Origin of the sequence: Xenorhabdus bovienii SS-2004, assembly GCF_000027225.1 — a bacterium.
GTDB lineage: Bacteria > Pseudomonadota > Gammaproteobacteria > Enterobacterales > Enterobacteriaceae > Xenorhabdus > Xenorhabdus bovienii_C.
In genome coordinates, this window is the sequence record NC_013892.1 from 1485374 (window position 1) to 1503143 (window position 17770).

A 17770-nucleotide genomic window follows, 5' to 3' on the forward strand; every position below is an offset into this window, starting at 1 on the left:
GTTTATTTTTTCCCCTGAAAAAGCAAGAAAAAGTCATACACAATAAGGTCATTTATTGATGAGTGCAACATTGACCTTATTTTTTGTATTGAGAGTTTTTAGAGGTTCCCTAAACAAGGTAGTGAAAAATGAAGGCATTAGATACATTCCATAACAAAATATAATCAATGACTTGTTTGTTCATACAGAACCGGAATCAACCTTTAATCCCCGTGCGATATCCATTTTTCTGGCCACCAAAACAGCGGCTTCCAGTTCACTGCACTGATGTTCCCGCATCAATGCCCGCCGTTCGGCTTTTTCTTCTTTTTCTGTCATGCCCAGCGCCAGATACAGGCTCGGGGGTACAACCCGGAATAAGGCTTCGATTTTCTTTGCCAGCACCACGCCTTCGGTATAACAACGGGGTAATTTACTGGCAGAGAGCAGCACCGCTTTCTGCTCTTCGGTCAGCTTCTTAAAGCGGGCGATTTGCTCCACCTCATCGGGTGGCATGGTCAGACACAGCCACCATTCAGCCATATTCAGCATCTTTTCAGCAGTATCGGGGTAATCCGCCAGGTTTTGGGTGGCGAGCCACAGCCAGGCCCCCAGTTTACGCCACATTTTGACCACTTTAGTCATATAGGGTGATAACAGTGGATTGGTGGTGGTGATATGCCCTTCATCAATCACCAGTTGCAGTTCGCGATCCTGATATTGATCCCGTTCAGCCAGGTTATTGACTTTGTTAATCAGCGAGACCATCGCCAGTGCCATTTGCGCCGAGTAGTTCTCCCGTGCCAGTGTGCCCAAATCAATCAGGGTGACATCCACTTCCGGCCACGGCGTACCGGGACGGTTAAACAGTTCACCCTCGAACCCCTGCGTAAACATCGACATGGCGCTGGCCATTTCATCTGCCCGTGCCCGTCGGTGAGCGGTGATTAACGGCTGGCCGTGTTCATCCTGCCGGTGATTACGGGCGATGGCATAAAGGGCATTCTGTAAATCCGAGGCCACCATCTGGCGTTTCTCGTTAAAGCTGGTCTGCGCCGCCATCATAATGGCCTCACGAATTAAACCGCGATCAGAGCGGGTCAGGCGTTCTTCTTCTCTTTTCTCACCACCGGTGATCATCAGTCGGGCGGCAATTTCCATTTCGCCCAGGATATCGCGCTGTTCATCCCCCTCATCTTCTTGTTGTTCATCGGTATCGGGGATATCGGCTTCATTAATGCGCAATTGCCGGGGACTCAGTTGCAACAGCTGATGGGCATCGGCAAACAGGGCCAGACTGACCCCACAGCCCGGCCTGATGCCGATTTTATTGACGGTCAGCCCCAGGCTTTCGTAGTAATCGGCCAGCAGGCCAAAACTGTTACCGGCTTCGACAATAAACAAGCGCGGTCGGTGTATCGCCATTAACTGGATAAGCGCGGCACACAGGGTGGCGGATTTGCCTGCGCCTGTCGGGCCAAACAGCAATAAGTGGGCATTCTGGGTGCGATCCTGTTTGTTCATCGGATCGAAGGTCAATGGAGCGCCGCCCCGGTTAAAAAAACTGAACCCCGGATGCCCGGTGCCGGTCGAACGGCCTGTCACCGGCAATAACCCGGCCAGATGCTGTACCCAGGTCAGGCGGCTGTACCCGTGTTTTTTGTCTTTCTGCGGGTTAAAGCACATCGGCAGTGCCCGTAAGTAGGCATTCAGCGGTGACACACTGAATTCCGGCCGGACGGGCTGTAATCCGGCTGTCAGCAGGGTGGAGGATAATTGATGCACCCGGTGGTTTATATCATCCAGATCCTTGCCCCTCACCAGAAAGGCCAGCGCACTGCGGTACAATTTATGCCGCCGCCCCAGAAGTTCTTTCACTTCCTGCACATCCTGCCGGACGCGCAGCGATTCAGTATTTTCTCCCACCGCATTTTTCGTCAGCCGGGTAAAATCCTCTTCCAGCCTGTCCTGTGCCTGCGCCACAATGGTCAGCGAAACCACCGTCCCTGCCGGCATCATGTCCATCAGGGCATTGATATTGTCGCCCCGTTTCACTTCGCCTGTCAGTGTCCCCGGTTCCGGCGGACGGCGCAGACGCTCAACCAGCACCGCTTTATGCGGTAACCCGTCAAACCACCAGACGCCCGCGTCGGGATCAGACACCGGCGGGGTGAACCACAGGCTTTCGGCAAAGTCATTACTGACGGGGAGATCCGATTGTATAGGGGCTTCATAACTGACGGTACGGTAAAAATCGGCTTTTGCCATCCCCCAGTCCGGCGCCGGATTAAAATGACGCAGCAACCAACGGTGGATCTGCCCGCCATGTTGTCGGCGGGCAATCACACCGGCAGAAGCCAGTGATGAGACCAGCCGCTCGCAAACCTGATTAAGGGCGGCAACAGCCGATAAAGTTTGGCTGTCATGGCGGGATTTTCGCGTGGGCGGAAGCCACCGGTAAACCACCATACGGGTCTGGCGTTGCTGGCCCCGCCACGGTTGCCCGGTGATTAAGCTGTCCTGAAATATCCCGTCAGGCCGGGCAATGCTGTTCAGGTGATACTCTGATTCCGTCAGAAAGGCGTCAGTAAACAGTGTTCCCTGTGCCCAGGGTTTCACATAGCCCCGCAAGGTGTTGAGATAGTCAGCAGGATCATCGTCATCCTGACAAAAAAACTGCACCACCCACGGCGAAATATCATCTTCTTCCAGACTGTCCTGGATCGCATCTTCCAGTTGATCCCGGATTTCAGTCAACCGCTCAGCGGGACGGCCTTCGGTGGCAATGGATTCAATCTGATAGACCGCGCCAACGGAAATCCCGTCATCCAGCAGCAGGCATTGTTCTTTTTCCAGATATTCCACCCAGGGCAGGTAATCAATAATAGAAGGATTGGCCTGATAAATGGCGGCTTCATCCGCTTCACGCAGCTTGCCGGGGCGGTTCAGTGCCTTGAGTTTTTCCATTACAGTGCCTCCGTGCGTTCACCCGGCAGGGCATACTGTACTTGGCTGTAAAACGGAAATACCGTGCTGTAGCCCGGTATCGGCGTGTTGCCGGCAACCAGATGGGGGAAGATATACATCACCATATCGGGATTGGGTAAGCGGGGAAACTGCTGGCTGATTTCCTGCGCGGCTGAACGGCTGTAATGATAAGGTTCTTCCAGAGCCCTGAGCCGTTCAGATACAGTTAAAGAACGGCGCAGTGTTTCCCTTGCCGATTCGGTGGCATGACCTGCCTTATTCCCCTGCCACATTGCCAGTACTGTCTGCTTTCCGGCAGGGAGTAAGGCGTCTTTCGAAGTGGTACATCCGACTAATAGCCCTGCCAACCCCAACAGCCAATAATATTTTATTTTCCGCATACGGCGGCCTCCGGGGTGCCAAGGACGGTAAACGTGGCAAATTCCGGGTGTACCGCCAGCTCTGATAAGGTAAAAGGCAAAGGCACCCACTGTTCAGGCGCCATGCTGATTTTACCGTCCACCACTGCCTGCCACTGGGTTTCCGTCAGGCGGAAGACAGTAAAATCACCGTCACTCAACGGCTGACATTCTCTGTCGGTTGAGAGATACAACCGACACTCTTTTTTACGCACCGCACGCCAGTAAAGCTGCACCCGTGTGGGTTCAGCCAGTGACGTCACCGGCACTTGCAGGCAATACGGGGAACCCGCACTGAATATCCACTGAGAAGGGATCTTTTCCATTAATCTAATGCTTCCTGATTATCACGTTCGGCGGTCTCACTCACGCCGTAGCGCACCTTACGTCCTTTCACTTCGTAATCAATTGCCAGGCGTTGTGTGATATGCACCACTAACCGGGCACCGGGCGGGACGTAAACCGCATCAAATGTCTGGCTGTAGCGCTGTCTGAGCCATTCGCTCAGGTCATTCATGCCACCTGACATCGCTTTGCCTAATGCGGCCTGTCCGGCATTGCCCGTTAACGCCGTGGTGATACCGCCTGTGCCGCTGGTCTGAGCAGTACGCTGACTTTCACTCAGGGCATCGCCAGCCGAATTCATGGCCGAGAGCGCAAACAGGGTCGGCAGATAGGTGGCGGCGTTGGATTTGCGCTCACCGCTGATACAGGGAATGCCGTTTTCATCGGACAGCCAGCCGATGCCGTTCGCGCTGGTATTGTTGTTTTGCCCGCTGCCCGGCAGGGTACGCACCGTGCCATCCTGAAAAACAACCGTGATGGAATTAACCTGACCGCGCACACAGGAAAGCGTCCAGTCACCACTGGCAGAGCCGGATACCACCGCCCCTTCCACCTCCGGCAGTTCAATGCCGTTGGCCGTCAGGTTATCTTTGCCGATAAGGATTTTGAACGGATAGGGGTCGGTGACTGTGCCATTAACTGGCACCCGACCTAATAACGCCGTCATGGCCTGACTACCGACTAACGTGGCATTTTCAGGCAGGGTATAGACCGGCTTTTCATTTTCTTCCTTTGATGGGTTTTGAAGTGATGGGCTTTGGGGCTTATTTTGCCCGGCGGCTGACTGTTCACTTAAAAATGAGGTCGGGAATTGTGCCGTGGCTTTTCCACTGCCGGGGGTTTGTATGTCTGCGGGCTTTTCATCGGCGGGTGCTATCCAGATAAGTTCATTCTGCCCTGTGCCTGCATTGGCAGAATACGGAATACTTCCCGACCCAGGCGGTATCGGACTGTCCGGCGCAGACAAAGGCGCTGAATTTAAGCGTTCCGTCAGTAAATCAATCTGTGCCAGCAATCCCTGCTGTTCATCCTGTAATTCACGCCGGCGCTGTTCATCGTCCTGCCGGATAGCTGCCACCGCCGCGTCTATCTGACCGGCGACATCCTGACGCTGATTTTTTAACTGGTCATTTTCTTTCAGGATATCGGCATTCTGCTGACCTAAGCGTTGCTGCTCTGACCGCACTTTATTGAGTGTTCCCACCAGCGTACGCAAGGTATCTTCCGGCGTATCACCGCCGACACCCAGCGCCTGTAGCTCCTCCGGTGACAGGGTGGCCAGGGCATTATTTTGCGGCGTAGCGGGCGGGGCAGTGTCGGTTGAACTGCAACTTTTGATGCCGATAAATCCGCCAACCATCAGCACCACCGGCACCAGAATTTTCACCAGACTGTTGGATTTAACCTGCATCGCGGCCTCCCGGCTTCACCGCTATCGGCTCAGGCAGAAAAGCGTTCTCCGGCTGTCCTGTCGTCACAAGATACAGCACCGTCGTGTCTTCCGGTGTCCCGGCTTCACCCAGCCAGCGATGCTGGAACGTCGCCGAGACAAATTTCCCCTGCAAGGCCCGTGGGTCGAGCGTGATGTTGCGTTTGACCGTATTACGCAGTTTCAGGGCTACCACCGCGTAATTTTGCACGCCCCAGCCAGCCAGCGGGGAAACCGCAATCGGTTCTGAAGGATAGAGTGTCGTGATGGATACGGGTAAATGCAGACTGACCGGATGGATACCCGTAACTGGCTCAACGGTACGCAGCGGGGCATACAGCTGCTGCGCGGCATAGCGGGTTAATACCACAGGCACGGGAGCCGAAGGTACTGATTTTCTCTGAAGCTGTGCACCCTCTTTTGGGGCAGAACTTTTTTCATCCGGATAAAGAATGCGGACGGGTTCCGTTGACCCCGTTTTGGTAGCGGTGATATCCAGTAAGATAATTTCGCCGTTTTCACTGTCCTGCAATTGCAGGCGGGTTGGCGAAAAGGCATGACTGGCTTTCAGGTAAACCGCGCCGCCTGCGCTCTGCACCCGCAATTTATCGCTGAGTGACGGGGACAAACCAACACGGACATTCCGGTCAGCAAAAATAATTCGCTCCTGACACACTTTCAGCGTCACCGGTAACGGAATGCGTTCCCATTTCATCAGTTCATCAGCCTTTGCCCCTAGGCTGAACAACAAAAGGCTGACCAGTCCCGGCCAAAAACAGGCAGAAAAGCAAGATGGATGTCTTTTCATTGGAACACCCCCTTTTTCTCTTCCAAAGGTTGCGGCATCGCTTCCAGTCGCTGTGGCATCCCGTCGTAACAATCCAGTGCCAGCCCAAAAGGATTACGCTCCGCATCGCCCTCCCAGCGCACCACTTTCAGGGGATAGCGCACCAGCGCCCGTTTGACCGGCTCGGCGTGATAATACTCATCGGCCACCAAATCCAGCCGCACCACCCAGTTATCCCGGTTACGCACCGTTACACTTTTCGCCCCGTAGCCCCGGCCGGGAATTTCATACACCACCCGCACCCGGTCGAGCAGTTCACCACTGTCGGCCCGGGTTTTAGCATCCGCCTGCAAAAAATCCTGACAGGCGAGGGTCAGATAAGACGATAAGGCCGCAATTTTGGCCGGGTAGTCCTGTGCCCCGTTTTTCGGCCAGGCATTCAGTTGCTGGAAAAGATAAAAGGCAAAACTGTAGACACTCGGCGCAGGGACTTCCCACCACGGGCGGGTGCTGCCGCTGCGTAAGTCCGGCGGATTATGGATAGTAAGATTGCGCGGTGAGGCCATCCAGCCCGTGAGCGTGATCAGCAAGACCAGTACCAGCACCCCGCAGGCAAGCCGCAGGGTCAGGATATGCTGGTCACGGTTTTTCAGCGCATGACGAAACCGGCTCATCGCAGGCTCCCGTTACGATGAGTCAGCCTGCTTCGGCGCAACGACCAGCCCTGAGCCGCAATAATCAATGCCTGATCACCGATACCCAGCCGGCGTTTTTTCTCTTCCAGCGTCAGCCAGAGATAATTTTCCGGTTTGCCGCGCTTAAGCTGCGCGAGCCAGCGCCCACCAAAACTAATCAATAACAAGGGCATGAACAGCATACCCGTCGGTATCATGACCCAGCCGGCTAACGGGATAAAAGGAAGGCTCACCATCAGCCCGAACACCAGCCCCAGCAAAGCGGCCAGCCCCATTTCCGGTGTGGTGAATCCCCGGAATACGATCGGTTCGGCATTTAAGCGATCAGGCAGGAAAGGGATCGTCTGCATAAATTGCACCTTAAAAAATAATGCCGGCCGATTTCGCCAGCAGCCAAATCACCGCAACCAACAGCACCACACCGACTACGATGATAGAACCGAATTGTGTCCAGGTGGCTTTGCCGTCCCGCACTTCGGAGAAGGTTTCAACCGCCGCCGACGCGACCTTAAAGAACGCGACGGCCGAAAGGATCAGCCCGCCAATCACAATGCCATCCTGCGCATAGCCTTTCACCTGTCCCAGTAATCCGCCCCCGCCGCCACTTTTTGGCGGTTCGATAGCCGGCAAATCGGCCCGGGCTGATTGACAGGAAAGACCCGACAGCAAAAGAAAGGTACTTATTCTGGTTATCAGGTGCATACTGATACGACGGCAAACGGTAAAAATTGGCTTCATGTTCAATCCATTCCTTGTTCATTATGTTCGTTGCATCAGCTGGCAAACATCCAGACCGCGACCACCAGTAAGAGGGCGGTTCGCAGGGCAAACTGGCTGATGGTCTGGTTACGTATTTTTTCATTCGCCCAGCCGTGCCAGACATCCACTGCGGCCCAGGCCGCCCAGAGAAACAGGGTGGCCAGGAAAAATCCGACGCAGACCAGATACAGAAAAGTGATATCAAAATGCCCCGAGGCCACGGTAAAGGCAGTGCGTTGTGCCTCCGTCATTGCGGATGTTCCTGACGGTAATGACCGGATAGCGTGCCTGACGCCTGCTGCCGGGCGCGGGAAGGGGTCAGATAGTGATCGATACCGGCTTTGATGGTGTTGAGATCCGCTTTGATACGGAGGTAATCAAAGTCATAGCGAGGGCGGGTTGGGGTGTCAGCCTGCTTTTCGGCGAGGTTTGCACGCTCCAGCGCCATCTGCACCTGCTCAATCAGATTTTTTGCACTCGCCAGTTCGTCTTTCTCGGCCGCCTGCGCAAGCGGCATACACAGCACAGTCAACCCCAGCAGACAGACAGAACGGGACAAAGAAAAGTCACCACGCATCAACACGCACCTCATCATGGATTTCAGGAAGCCGAGGATGCGGGGTTTTTTAGGTCAGATCAGCAATAAACTCTTTATGCTTTGGTGAAAATTAGCTAAATAGTCTGACTAATTTATTTGGTTAACGATTTAAGAATGAAGGAAAACACATGCTGCGGATTGATTTAAACGTCCCCGATGATGAATACGAGCAGGCACGGAAGCTGGGTGCACACTGGGATGCCGCCGCCCAAATCTGGTATATCGATAACAGTGTTGACCCGACGCCGTTTATGAACTGGTTGCCGTTCTACAATGTGCACGCTGAATACTGGTATCTCGCCCAGACCCGGACGACCTGCCCGCACTGTCATGAACACACCACGGTGACCGCGTTTATGCTGCCAGCCGGGCACCAACTGCTGGAAGCGGATAACGGCGATGAACCCGGCACAGAAGTTGATTATACCGAGCAGGACAGCCCGGCATTTTTGTTTTATATCGCTGATATTCCCTCTCTCGTGCGTAGCGTACTGCCCGGCTTTCATCACACTCTGCGCAAAGCCGTCAGCCAACGGCTGCGCCGGCAGCACTGGATAAACCATTGCGAACACTGTGGCGCACAACAGGATGATACCGAATTGTTTGCCGAAGTCGGCGGCGCGTTTTTCCCTGCTGCCAAAGAGCAGGCGGCGGCTATTCAGCTGCATCGTATCGATCAGCCGTTTGTGGGGTATTGTGAAGATATCTCGCATCATCACTACCATTTTGACCCGAAGCAGGATAACCGTATTTGTAAAGCGTGTGACGGGTTTGAATGGATGACGCAGGTGGTGAATGTGCCGTCAACGTATCGGCATTAGTTTGAAAGACTGACGCGCCGCTGAGCGGCTTGTCTGCTGGCGCTGGTGTGCAAAACAAAAAACGTTTTGCACATCAGCATCCAGCGTCTAAATATATTTCTTAAACATGGATGTTGTTATCACAATCGCTATGCCCAGCACTATCGCCGCAGGCAACAAGATTACCGTGGGATACACCACCTCCGGCCACGATAAATACAGTACACAGGGAACCGTGCAGGCCGGTTTTATCCCTCGCTTGGCATGGTGATAGACAAAACTGGATTCATACCCGGCTCCGTAGCGCCGCAAATCCCGTCGTCCCAGCCCGTCAACCAGTGCCACTAACACCACCATTACAAACAGGGGCACGGATAACAGCAGGATCCCCAGCCGGATCAGCGTCACCATCGTGATAAATACCGTGGCCAGCCAATATTCTTGCAAATGCGCCGATATGCCATGTAATACCGTATTGAATTCACGCATAAAATCATTGTTGTTATGGAGCTGATATTGCCTCTGCCCTTGAACCCAGTTCATAAAACCACTGTCCACAAACAGCCACTGATAAACCTGTGCCAGCCATGCCAAAACGGTTTGTGAAGGTTCTGTCAATAACAGACTTCGGGTAAATTCCGAGGAGAGATAATTAAGCTCTGCCTTCATCATAGTCTGACTGTGAGCGGCACCCTGTTCCGGCCAGAAAAAAGCCATACCGAGATATTCCAGTAACAGGCTGAATAGCCAGGACATCACCACAAAGCCAATGAGCTGCCACGGGCATTCCCATAACAGACGATACAACAGGCCATGCTTGCGGGGCGGTTGGGAAGATGGGCGGGACTGATTTTCTGACTGAGCCATGACCGGAAACTATCCCTTCTCTTCCCACCAGTTTTCACTGGTGCGGTAGTGCCTGCGCATCTGTTCGGCAATGTGCTGCAAACTGGCCGGCATCAGGGCATCATCCTCATCCCCCGTTGGCAAAGGCATGCGGATTTTCCACAATTGCCCGCCTTCCAGTAACGCGAATGCCTGCCCTTTTGGCAGGTTAATCATTTCGGCGGGAGTAATCAGTGGTGTTTTGACGGTGCCTACCCTGTCCTGCGTGGAAGAGGTAAAATCCTGACCCTGTTCCACATCAGCAATATCTGAATGTCCCGATACCAGCGTCTTGCTGTAGATTTCCACTTCAGGAAGCTGGCTGGTGAGCAGTTCTGCCGTCCGGTTATCCCGCACCCGCAGCATCATCAGGGTATTGAAGTTACCCACCACCTGCGCGGTTTTGGCCGGACTGCCGATACGGGCTTCGATATCAGAAGAGGTCTGGGTATACGCCGTGACCTGCATCCCCGCGCCGCCACCTTTGTTGATCAGCGGAATAAATTCATCACCCATCAGTTCATTGAATTCATCACAATGCAGATTAATCGCCAGTTTCCCGTCATGGCGAACCGGCAATCCGGCATTCATCCCATATTTGTAAATCTGCCCGGCGACACTGACCAGATCCGCAAACATACTGTTGCCCACGGCTGAGGCCACATCACTGTCAGACAGTGCATCCAGACCGATATAAACAATCCCGTTTTTGCGGATCACCTGCTCCCAGTCAAAGATGGGCCGTAGATCCGTCATATTGAGGTAATCCGGCGATAACAGTTCGGCAATTTTGCCTGTGGTCAGTTTTTCCAGCAGCGGCAATAAGGACGCGACAATTTTATCAAAATAGGTACGGTCATAACGCACGGCAGAACGCAGACCATCCAGAATCGGGTCATAGAGTTGCTTGCCTGCGTCAGAACTCAGCGTCATTTCCATCGCCCAGAGCCGGAGGGCATCGGGTTGCCCCTGCATATTGCGCGGAATGTCTTTTTCTTTCAGTTTGCTGAGGGAATGATTGATTTGCGCCAGCAGATCCGGTTGTCTTTCCTCCATCATTCGGGTGGCATAGCGCTGATACAGTTCGCTGATATTATTGACGTAGCGGGTGATGAGCTGGTAATCCGGCCGGTGCCCCAGAGCCACCAAAGCACGGGCGACAATATTGACAAACCGCCAGGCAAATTCACGGAACGCGGCGCTGTTGCCTTCGCCGCTGAGCTGTCCGGCCAGACGGGAAGCCACTTCGGATACCCGGCCAAACCGCCCGACGGCGTTATAACGCGCCGAAATCTCCGGCCAGCCCAGATGAAAGAGGAGCAATTCATTACCGCGACCGGCCCGGTGTGCTTCTGCCCAGATGCGTCTTAACAGGTCAGCATCCCCTTTGGGATCAAACACAATCACCACTTCACCGCGCCGGATATCCTGCGTGATAAGCAGTTCAGCCAGCCGGGTTTTCCCCACCCGAGTGGTACCCATCACCAGCGTATGCCCGACCCGCTCGCGCAGATCCATAAAAACATCGGCCTCCTGTGGCTCAATACCGTGGATAGCAGGATTACCGCCCACCGGAGGCAGCGGGCGTACGGGATTAAATGGCGAATCCTGACGTAACAACGCCGATAATGTTGGCCAGCGGTATTCAGTTCGACGCTCCAGTGCGCGGGCAAACTGATATATCCGGGACGGTTGTACGAATCTCTCGACCTCCGGTCGGCGGGTATCCTGTAAACGCTGGGTATGCTTCTGCTGCCAGCGAAATCCCCTGCCCAGAAACAACTGCCGGTGACTGACAGGAATGTGCCTGGTGCTCATCTGATAACGTGGCAGGCGGCGCAGGTTTCTGCGATAACGGATGACCTGAATACCCTGCCATGTGCGTATCATCGCTAATACAGTAAAACCACCGGCCATCACATAGCTGACGGAAGGTGCCAGTGCGATGGCCCAGGGTGCCCTGATACAGACAAACGCGGCAACGGCGGAGACCAGCGCCGTATTCAGCTCGACGGCAGGACGCAGCAGGGCTTCAACCACATAACGGCGGCTCATGGTGACAACTGTTGGGAAAGTTGAGTTTCCGTGATCAACACCGGATAATGTTGCAGTTGCAATCGACGAGCCAGCTCGGTGCCGGCAGCCGGTGACAACAATAAACCCGGCGCTGATGCACGCAGTGACTGCAAGCCCGCTATTTCACTGACATTGACGACCAGACCCACAGCATGCAGTTTCGTCAAGGTGGCCGCATTCTGGCTTAACCACTGGCGCGAGTCCGGATCATCCCCAATCAGAAACAGTGCGCCAATTCCCGGCAGTTGCAGTGGTCTGCTTGCCACTTTTCCCGGCGTCAGTTCCGGTGTTTTGACAGGCAACATCGCCGCTTCACCTGCCATTTCGGGTGAGGAATTTTGCACCGATGACACAGGCTCATCGCGTTGCTCAGCATTAATGCTTTCATAAAAAGGCGAGGCATCTTTGCCGCCTAAATCGGCAATGACATTCAGCTCCGCATGGCAGGTATTGAACCAGAGCATCCCGATAATGGGGAATACGCGCAACCCTTTCATTATCATAACGTGATATGCCATCCCTGCTCTTCCTGCCGCAATAAGACCGGCATAACACCCTGCCCAAACCTGAACCAGTACCCTGCATCATGATTCAGGGTGACTTGCCGATTGCGCACTCGCTCAACAGGGATTCGGTGTTTTTTGGCCCATTGCCGTAATGTGTCGTCATTGCCCTTGCTGTCGACCAGATAAATGTCAACCGGTTGCATTAACGCCAGAACTTCAGCTAAACGGGCATCACACGGCGGGCAATCGTTGATTTTGACAAACAACGCCAAACGCCCCTTTGCCTCACCGGATTTCGCCATATTGACCGGCAACACATCCGGAAATAACCGTTGCCATGCAGCATCCACTTCCCGTTGAAAACGCAGTTCTTTTTCAGTGCGGACAAATTCCGCTTTGACCCACTGTTCGGCATAACGGCGGCGGTCAGCCTCACTTTCCGCTTCAATCCCCAGGGTTGTCAACGGGTCAAGCCCCGGCGACTGGATCCCCCTTGGCCCATTCAATAATTGCTGATAGCGCTGATATTCATCCGCGTTCAATCCCCATTGCCCGGCCTGTATTCTCAATGTTTGCTTTTGGCTTTCCACCGTATGTGCCTGCTGCGACGTTAAGGGTGACGGTGTGGCTGCCCATGTTGGGCTGATGAGCACTATCCACGTTACCAGACCGATTTGATGCAATCTCATGGCTGCTTTCCCTGCCGAGGTTGTGGAAGCTGATAACCCGGCCGTAAATGGTGACACACCACACGCTGGACCTCATCCACCTCCAGTTGCCAGGCCGGACCGGCCATAAACTGCAACGCCGTGCGCAGCCGGACGGAACCTGACTGCGTATGTACCGACGGCAACGGCTGGCGATATAAAATGTCATTGGTTTTTTCAGGCGTACATAACCGATAACCCGACTGGCGCAATACGTCACGCAGGGCATCGGCTACCGTGAGATGCTGAGACGCCGGGATATGAACCTCAATCAATTGGGAAAGTGGATCACGCTGTGCTGCTGTTGGATCGGTACTTACCAGGGTATAACGACCGTGGCGGACGACTTCCGATGTTTGTTGATAAATATCGGGTGAGACGGGCTGAATATTGCGCGTGAGCTGCGTTGTTGAAATGGCTTTTTCGGGAGCACATTGAGATGACGGTTGCTTTGACGAGGCATTGCAACCCGTCAGGATAGTGACCAATACACCCATTAATACGGTTATTCTCATTCCTGTTATTCCTGCCCGGCAATCAAAGCGCCAATGTGCAGGAAATAACAGGATTTATTCAATCAACAACTGAAACTGCCTTTTAGGAAATAAAAACGTTACCGCTTATTGATCTGAAGATTCTGCTGAAACCGTTTTACGCACGGTACGCTCAATCAACTGACCATATTGGTCAAAATAACGGCTCGGCCAGATTTCAGAGGGATGAACATCGAGATAATTTGCAATGATCCATTCCCCTTTTGGCCAGGCGCGGGACAGGGTGTTGGCGAGAGTTGAAGAGCTTAATCCGGCTTCGCGGGAGACGGCGGCGAGTGTTGTACCACGCTTGCGTAATGCGCAAATAATTTCGGCTGGGTGCCAGTCTTTCTGAGTGTGAGTCATAGTCATACCTGCTTCCCCTTCTTTTGATTATTGAATGGTGGCGATTCAAGACAGGGATCTCACAACCGGGAGTAACCTTCCGGCGAGGCCGAAGCCTCCCCTGCCTGAACCGCCATAGAAGGTGCGATAGCAGGCACACTGGCAGAAAATTCCTACCAGTGGGTTACTCTTAGCAAGGGTGAGATTCCTTGACTATCGGATTTTGCCGATAGCTTTTCTACTTTAACGAATTACGTTATCTAATTCAATAATCGAACGAGTAAGTTTTACAAGTAAATTGAATTATTTGAATTACTGATGCTGTTTAAATAAAGCTCAACACAATAATAAATTGCTTATAATACACTCACACATCTAACTGATTATGGTAATTTTGAAGCGTAGTAAAACGATATTCCAGACTATTAAGAACATGTCTGTCCCTGTTTTTAGCGGCCTTAATATATTTTTCTACATACTTCTCAAATTTTCTCGTAATGAAAAATTCTTTCCCTTGGATGTTTTTATGTTGTTCTGCTGGGATCAAAAATATTTCATCAGAAATATACTTTTGATTGATGATTAATAAAGCTTTCGAGTAATCCAGTCCTTTTCCTTTTACACCTTTTTGGTTGGATTTTTGCGTAATATATGCTGCGTTATGTTTAATCGAAGTTCTAAGTGGGATAGCGAAAGTTAATTTGTTGATATTGACTACAACAATACCATGTCCGCGGGTTTTACCTGATATCCACTTTCCATCTTCATTATCAAGCGCTTGTATGAGATGAGTATTATCATCATAAAAAGCTTGATCTAATTTTCTTAATTTCATCCTGATCACTTTTATGTAGATCAAAAAAAACCCCAATTCAGGGGTTTTTTCTGGCAGTTAGTTCTGTTTGGAGATATCTATTTTTCACGTGGGGCTCTCCTACCGCCACTGTACTTCTGTTTGGAGGTTTCTGTTTTTTACGTGGGGCCCTCCTACCGCCACAAACTGCTCCTGAAGTATACTTCTAAAATATACAATTGTCAATTTATTAACATAACACTATGTCAGCGATATTGTGGGACGAATTAGTAATCAGTTTGAGTTAATTTATCAAGGTATTCATCAAAAGAAGCAGCCAGTACTACAAGTAATTAATGAGGACAACTGGGCTCTTCAATATGACTGATATAAAACTTACTACTTTCAAACAAAAGAATATGGTAAATTGATTTTTTACTAGTTAGTTAAAATTCATAATATATTCCATTTTATGGAAAGCATACTCGCTATACCTGACTGCGTTTATGACAGTTTATTTTGTTCATGGAGAAAATATGTCACATAAAACCATATCACCTTCAAAATATGTTTATATTTATCATATATTATGCTTTTACATTTCAATCTCCTGTCTATTTTTTTATATAAAATCACCTGCAATACCCTTCATTATTTGGATTGGAATGATATTTATCACTGCAATAATAGTATTCCATAGAAAAATAGGTCCATTACCAAAGATAAAACTCAAAACAAAAATATCAAGTTATACTATAAGCATCATCCTTTCGATGTTATCATCTTTATTTTTTTTGACATCTTGTTTTATTTTTACATTCATTGAAAATTCCAGCTCACAAACAGATACAATAGCAACTTTCATATTATTTCTTCTGTGCTTATGTATATCTATACTAACTTTCACGTCTAATTCCATAAACAGAAAAAATGATAATTTTAGCTCTGTTTTGTTAACCACATTTAAAATAATATGGATTTTATTAAGCTATTTATTTTATTCTCACTCAAGAAATACTGTTGCGGAAATATTTGATATAAGTTATGAATCAACACTTTCAAAGCCAACCACTATAGGGCTAACAATCATTTCCATAATGATAATATATTCTATATTTATAGGGTTATCTCCTGTATTATTAATGTTTTTTGAAAAAGCAAAATCATTCACAAGAAAAAAAACAAAAGAAATACATTACAGTAGCGCACCAATAGCAATACCAGTACTCTTATCTTGGTTTATCATTTACATCCTTTTCAATATAAACATTCATAAAGCAATTAACACTATAATAGATGTTACTATTCCAATGGAGACTAGAAGTACTTTTTTTTGCCATGAAAAATATATGATACTGCCGGAAGGAAACACGACTCGTTACATGAGCCTTGAGAATGACGAATATAGAGCTTTTATAAAAACAGAAAATTCATGGGAAGTTTCAAAGTTAAAATGTCAGAATAAAAAACCTTATTATAAACTAATCCCAGTAAAAACAATTGAAAATATAAATAAAAATTAACAAGAACCAAGTGAAAATCATAATTGCCCCATTATGGGGCATAAAAGTCTAATTAACATAACAAAACTCAAAGTTAATATAACCTTCAAGTAACTCAAAAAGGAATTTCCTCATTCCAATCTACTTCTTCCTTTTTTGGTAAAACAGAGGTTTGTACTACAGGAATCTCCTTTCTTTCTCTGCTAACTGGTTGAGAGGATTGCTTCTGTATCGGCTTATTTTCAACCTGTTGAGGTGCCATACGCTTTGGCTCATTACGGTTCCCCAGCATCTGCATCGACCCATTCACATTCACCACCACTTCCGTTGAGTAGCGATCCTGGCCCTGGTTATCCTGCCATTTGCGGGTTTTCAGCTGGCCTTCAATATAGACCTGTGCCCCTTTCTGCAAATACTCCGCCGCAATGTCGGCTAATTTGCCGAAGATAACGACCCGGTGCCATTCGGTTTTCTCCCGTATTTCACCGGTTTGTTTATCCCGCCAGTTATCTGAGGTGGCCATTGAAAGCATTGCCACGGTACCCCCGGCGGGTAGGTAACGGATTTCCGGATCCTGCCCCAGATAACCCACTAAAATTACTTTGTTGATTCCACGTGAAGACATACCCATTTCCTTATCGGTTAAACTGACTGACGTTGTGTCCATTGTCCCTGTTTCAGGGCAAACTCCGCCTGTTCACGTCGGGCAAAATACTCCACTGACTCACGAGAGCAGGGAATGCCTTCATCCATCGTGCCGATATAAAACCCCGCACGGCGGCGCAAAACGATTAACGGCAGTTGTTTATGGCAATATTGCAGGGCCAGAAACCCAATCGGTGCAGCATTCATCACGATATCCTTTTATTTTTGGTCATTAATAAAGACCTGCCCTGAACGTTCAGGGCAGCTCAGCGGAATATCAGAAAGAGTTCTCTGCATATTCTTTTTGCGTGATGCCGTTCTGAGGCGGCATCGAGTCGGATTGTTCGGCCTGATACACTTTCTCCTGACCGATTTTAATCCAGTCAACCTTAATCAGACGGGCTTTCAGGCTGACGCGCTGTTCACCGGCATGGTCTCCGCGTTTCAGGGTAAAGATATCAGTCGAGGGATTGCTTAAGGTAAAGCCCAGCAACACTTTTTTATCCTCATCTACCGCCTTCTGGCAACGGCCGACCAGACTGGTCGCTTCCTTGCCGACCACGGTGATATCAAAACGCACATAAACCGGGTTATCACCTGGTCCGTTCAGCGCATTGATCACACAGCTCAGGAACGTTCCGCTGGCAGTGCTGACATGGCGGATGTTATTCAGATAGCCCAGTCCTTTAATATTGAGGTTGAAATAGTCGTTTTTGGTTAAGGATGCGGTGTTCTCAGACATTCGATGTTCTCCATGCAGGTAAAAAATAAGGTGTGACGGAGAAAATCCTGTCCCCTGACGGGAATGATTTTTCCCGCCGGGTGTCAGACGCATACGTTGCTGACGTACTGATAAAGAATAAAAAAACCTTCACTGCCACTGGACTGACAATATCTGCTTTCAAAGGTGGGCAGATGTACCGCAATCATGCGCTCCCTTTCAGGCTACGGGAGTTTTCGGCTAAAACAGCATGATTTTTAAAGCACCAGTCCGTGCGGT

At 50.4% G+C, this 17770-nt stretch carries 23 protein-coding genes; 3 read left to right on the plus strand and 20 right to left on the minus strand.

Features of this window, described 5'->3' with window-relative positions:
• Window positions 1-180: 180 nt before the first annotated feature.
• From XBJ1_RS06530 to XBJ1_RS06575, 10 genes are all read right to left on the minus strand, one after another.
• Window positions 181-2946, minus strand: a complete 2766-nt coding sequence (locus tag XBJ1_RS06530) for a conjugative transfer ATPase (RefSeq protein WP_012988033.1) — start codon at window positions 2944-2946, stop codon at window positions 181-183.
• The gene (locus XBJ1_RS06535; RefSeq protein ID WP_012988034.1) at window positions 2946-3347 is read right to left on the minus strand and encodes a TIGR03751 family conjugal transfer lipoprotein; all 402 of its coding nucleotides are present in this window, start codon (window positions 3345-3347) and stop codon (window positions 2946-2948) included. Before XBJ1_RS06535 ends, XBJ1_RS06530 begins: the two co-directional genes overlap by 1 nt.
• Window positions 3335-3691: a hypothetical protein gene (locus tag XBJ1_RS06540; RefSeq protein ID WP_012988035.1), complete on the minus strand. Its 357-nt coding sequence runs from the start codon at window positions 3689-3691 to the stop codon at window positions 3335-3337. The genes XBJ1_RS06535 and XBJ1_RS06540 overlap by 13 nt, the downstream gene beginning before the upstream one ends.
• The gene (locus tag XBJ1_RS06545) at window positions 3691-5121 is read right to left on the minus strand and encodes a TIGR03752 family integrating conjugative element protein (RefSeq protein ID WP_012988036.1); all 1431 of its coding nucleotides are present in this window, start codon (window positions 5119-5121) and stop codon (window positions 3691-3693) included. The genes XBJ1_RS06540 and XBJ1_RS06545 overlap by 1 nt, the downstream gene beginning before the upstream one ends.
• The gene (locus XBJ1_RS06550; protein WP_012988037.1) at window positions 5111-5947 is read right to left on the minus strand and encodes a TIGR03749 family integrating conjugative element protein; all 837 of its coding nucleotides are present in this window, start codon (window positions 5945-5947) and stop codon (window positions 5111-5113) included. Before XBJ1_RS06550 ends, XBJ1_RS06545 begins: the two co-directional genes overlap by 11 nt.
• Entirely contained in the window at window positions 5944-6600 is a 657-nt protein-coding gene (locus tag XBJ1_RS06555) for a PFL_4703 family integrating conjugative element protein (RefSeq protein ID WP_012988038.1), read from the minus strand. The genes XBJ1_RS06550 and XBJ1_RS06555 overlap by 4 nt, the downstream gene beginning before the upstream one ends.
• Window positions 6597-6971, minus strand: a complete 375-nt coding sequence (locus tag XBJ1_RS06560; protein WP_012988039.1) for a TIGR03750 family conjugal transfer protein — start codon at window positions 6969-6971, stop codon at window positions 6597-6599. Before XBJ1_RS06560 ends, XBJ1_RS06555 begins: the two co-directional genes overlap by 4 nt.
• Window positions 6972-6981: 10 nt before the next feature.
• Window positions 6982-7323 carry a TIGR03745 family integrating conjugative element membrane protein gene (locus XBJ1_RS06565; protein ID WP_167335072.1) on the minus strand — a complete coding sequence of 114 codons (342 nt, stop codon included), beginning with the start codon at window positions 7321-7323 and terminating at the stop codon, window positions 6982-6984.
• Between the two features lie 71 nt (window positions 7324-7394).
• The gene (locus tag XBJ1_RS06570; RefSeq protein ID WP_012988041.1) at window positions 7395-7631 is read right to left on the minus strand and encodes a TIGR03758 family integrating conjugative element protein; all 237 of its coding nucleotides are present in this window, start codon (window positions 7629-7631) and stop codon (window positions 7395-7397) included.
• A complete protein-coding gene (locus tag XBJ1_RS06575; RefSeq protein WP_012988042.1) occupies window positions 7628-7957 on the minus strand; it encodes an RAQPRD family integrative conjugative element protein in 330 nt (109 codons plus the stop codon). The genes XBJ1_RS06570 and XBJ1_RS06575 overlap by 4 nt, the downstream gene beginning before the upstream one ends.
• Window positions 7958-8106: 149 nt before the next feature.
• Here XBJ1_RS06575 and XBJ1_RS06580 point away from each other — a divergent pair, with 149 nt between their 5' ends.
• Window positions 8107-8799: a DUF5710 domain-containing protein gene (locus XBJ1_RS06580; RefSeq protein WP_012988043.1), complete on the plus strand. Its 693-nt coding sequence runs from the start codon at window positions 8107-8109 to the stop codon at window positions 8797-8799.
• Between the two features lie 87 nt (window positions 8800-8886).
• Here XBJ1_RS06580 and XBJ1_RS06585 read toward each other — a convergent pair whose 3' ends face one another.
• The 7 genes from XBJ1_RS06585 to tenpIN form a co-directional block, all read right to left on the minus strand.
• Window positions 8887-9645 carry a TIGR03747 family integrating conjugative element membrane protein gene (locus tag XBJ1_RS06585; protein WP_012988044.1) on the minus strand — a complete coding sequence of 253 codons (759 nt, stop codon included), beginning with the start codon at window positions 9643-9645 and terminating at the stop codon, window positions 8887-8889.
• Between the two features lie 9 nt (window positions 9646-9654).
• The gene (gene traD, locus XBJ1_RS06590) at window positions 9655-11718 is read right to left on the minus strand and encodes a type IV conjugative transfer system coupling protein TraD (RefSeq protein WP_012988045.1); all 2064 of its coding nucleotides are present in this window, start codon (window positions 11716-11718) and stop codon (window positions 9655-9657) included.
• Window positions 11715-12257 (minus strand): integrating conjugative element protein, encoded by a 543-nt coding sequence (locus XBJ1_RS06595; protein WP_012988046.1) that lies wholly within the window; start codon window positions 12255-12257, stop codon window positions 11715-11717. Before XBJ1_RS06595 ends, traD begins: the two co-directional genes overlap by 4 nt.
• Complete coding sequence (locus XBJ1_RS06600) at window positions 12239-12934, minus strand: TIGR03759 family integrating conjugative element protein (protein WP_012988047.1); 696 nt, start codon at window positions 12932-12934, stop codon at window positions 12239-12241. Before XBJ1_RS06600 ends, XBJ1_RS06595 begins: the two co-directional genes overlap by 19 nt.
• Complete coding sequence (locus tag XBJ1_RS06605; RefSeq protein ID WP_012988048.1) at window positions 12931-13467, minus strand: PilL N-terminal domain-containing protein; 537 nt, start codon at window positions 13465-13467, stop codon at window positions 12931-12933. Before XBJ1_RS06605 ends, XBJ1_RS06600 begins: the two co-directional genes overlap by 4 nt.
• Before the next feature lie 105 nt (window positions 13468-13572).
• Window positions 13573-13857: a helix-turn-helix domain-containing protein gene (locus XBJ1_RS06610; RefSeq protein ID WP_012988049.1), complete on the minus strand. Its 285-nt coding sequence runs from the start codon at window positions 13855-13857 to the stop codon at window positions 13573-13575.
• A 340-nt stretch (window positions 13858-14197) separates the two neighbouring features.
• The gene (gene tenpIN, locus XBJ1_RS06615; protein ID WP_012988050.1) at window positions 14198-14665 is read right to left on the minus strand and encodes a type III toxin-antitoxin system TenpIN family toxin; all 468 of its coding nucleotides are present in this window, start codon (window positions 14663-14665) and stop codon (window positions 14198-14200) included.
• A 494-nt stretch (window positions 14666-15159) separates the two neighbouring features.
• On the opposite strand from tenpIN, the gene XBJ1_RS21320 reads away from it, so the two are divergent.
• Window positions 15160-16146, plus strand: a complete 987-nt coding sequence (locus XBJ1_RS21320; protein WP_143827637.1) for a hypothetical protein — start codon at window positions 15160-15162, stop codon at window positions 16144-16146.
• Between the two features lie 94 nt (window positions 16147-16240).
• Here XBJ1_RS21320 and ssb read toward each other — a convergent pair whose 3' ends face one another.
• From ssb to XBJ1_RS06635, 3 genes are all read right to left on the minus strand, one after another.
• A complete protein-coding gene (gene ssb, locus XBJ1_RS06625; RefSeq protein ID WP_012988054.1) occupies window positions 16241-16750 on the minus strand; it encodes a single-stranded DNA-binding protein in 510 nt (169 codons plus the stop codon).
• 17 nt (window positions 16751-16767) lie between these two features.
• Entirely contained in the window at window positions 16768-16977 is a 210-nt protein-coding gene (locus tag XBJ1_RS06630) for a hypothetical protein (protein ID WP_012988055.1), read from the minus strand.
• A 70-nt stretch (window positions 16978-17047) separates the two neighbouring features.
• Window positions 17048-17512 carry an STY4534 family ICE replication protein gene (locus XBJ1_RS06635; RefSeq protein WP_012988056.1) on the minus strand — a complete coding sequence of 155 codons (465 nt, stop codon included), beginning with the start codon at window positions 17510-17512 and terminating at the stop codon, window positions 17048-17050.
• 32 nt (window positions 17513-17544) lie between these two features.
• Between XBJ1_RS06635 and XBJ1_RS06640 the strand changes: the two genes are divergently transcribed.
• A complete protein-coding gene (locus XBJ1_RS06640; RefSeq protein ID WP_038198592.1) occupies window positions 17545-17745 on the plus strand; it encodes a hypothetical protein in 201 nt (66 codons plus the stop codon).
• Window positions 17746-17770 lie beyond the last annotated feature (25 nt).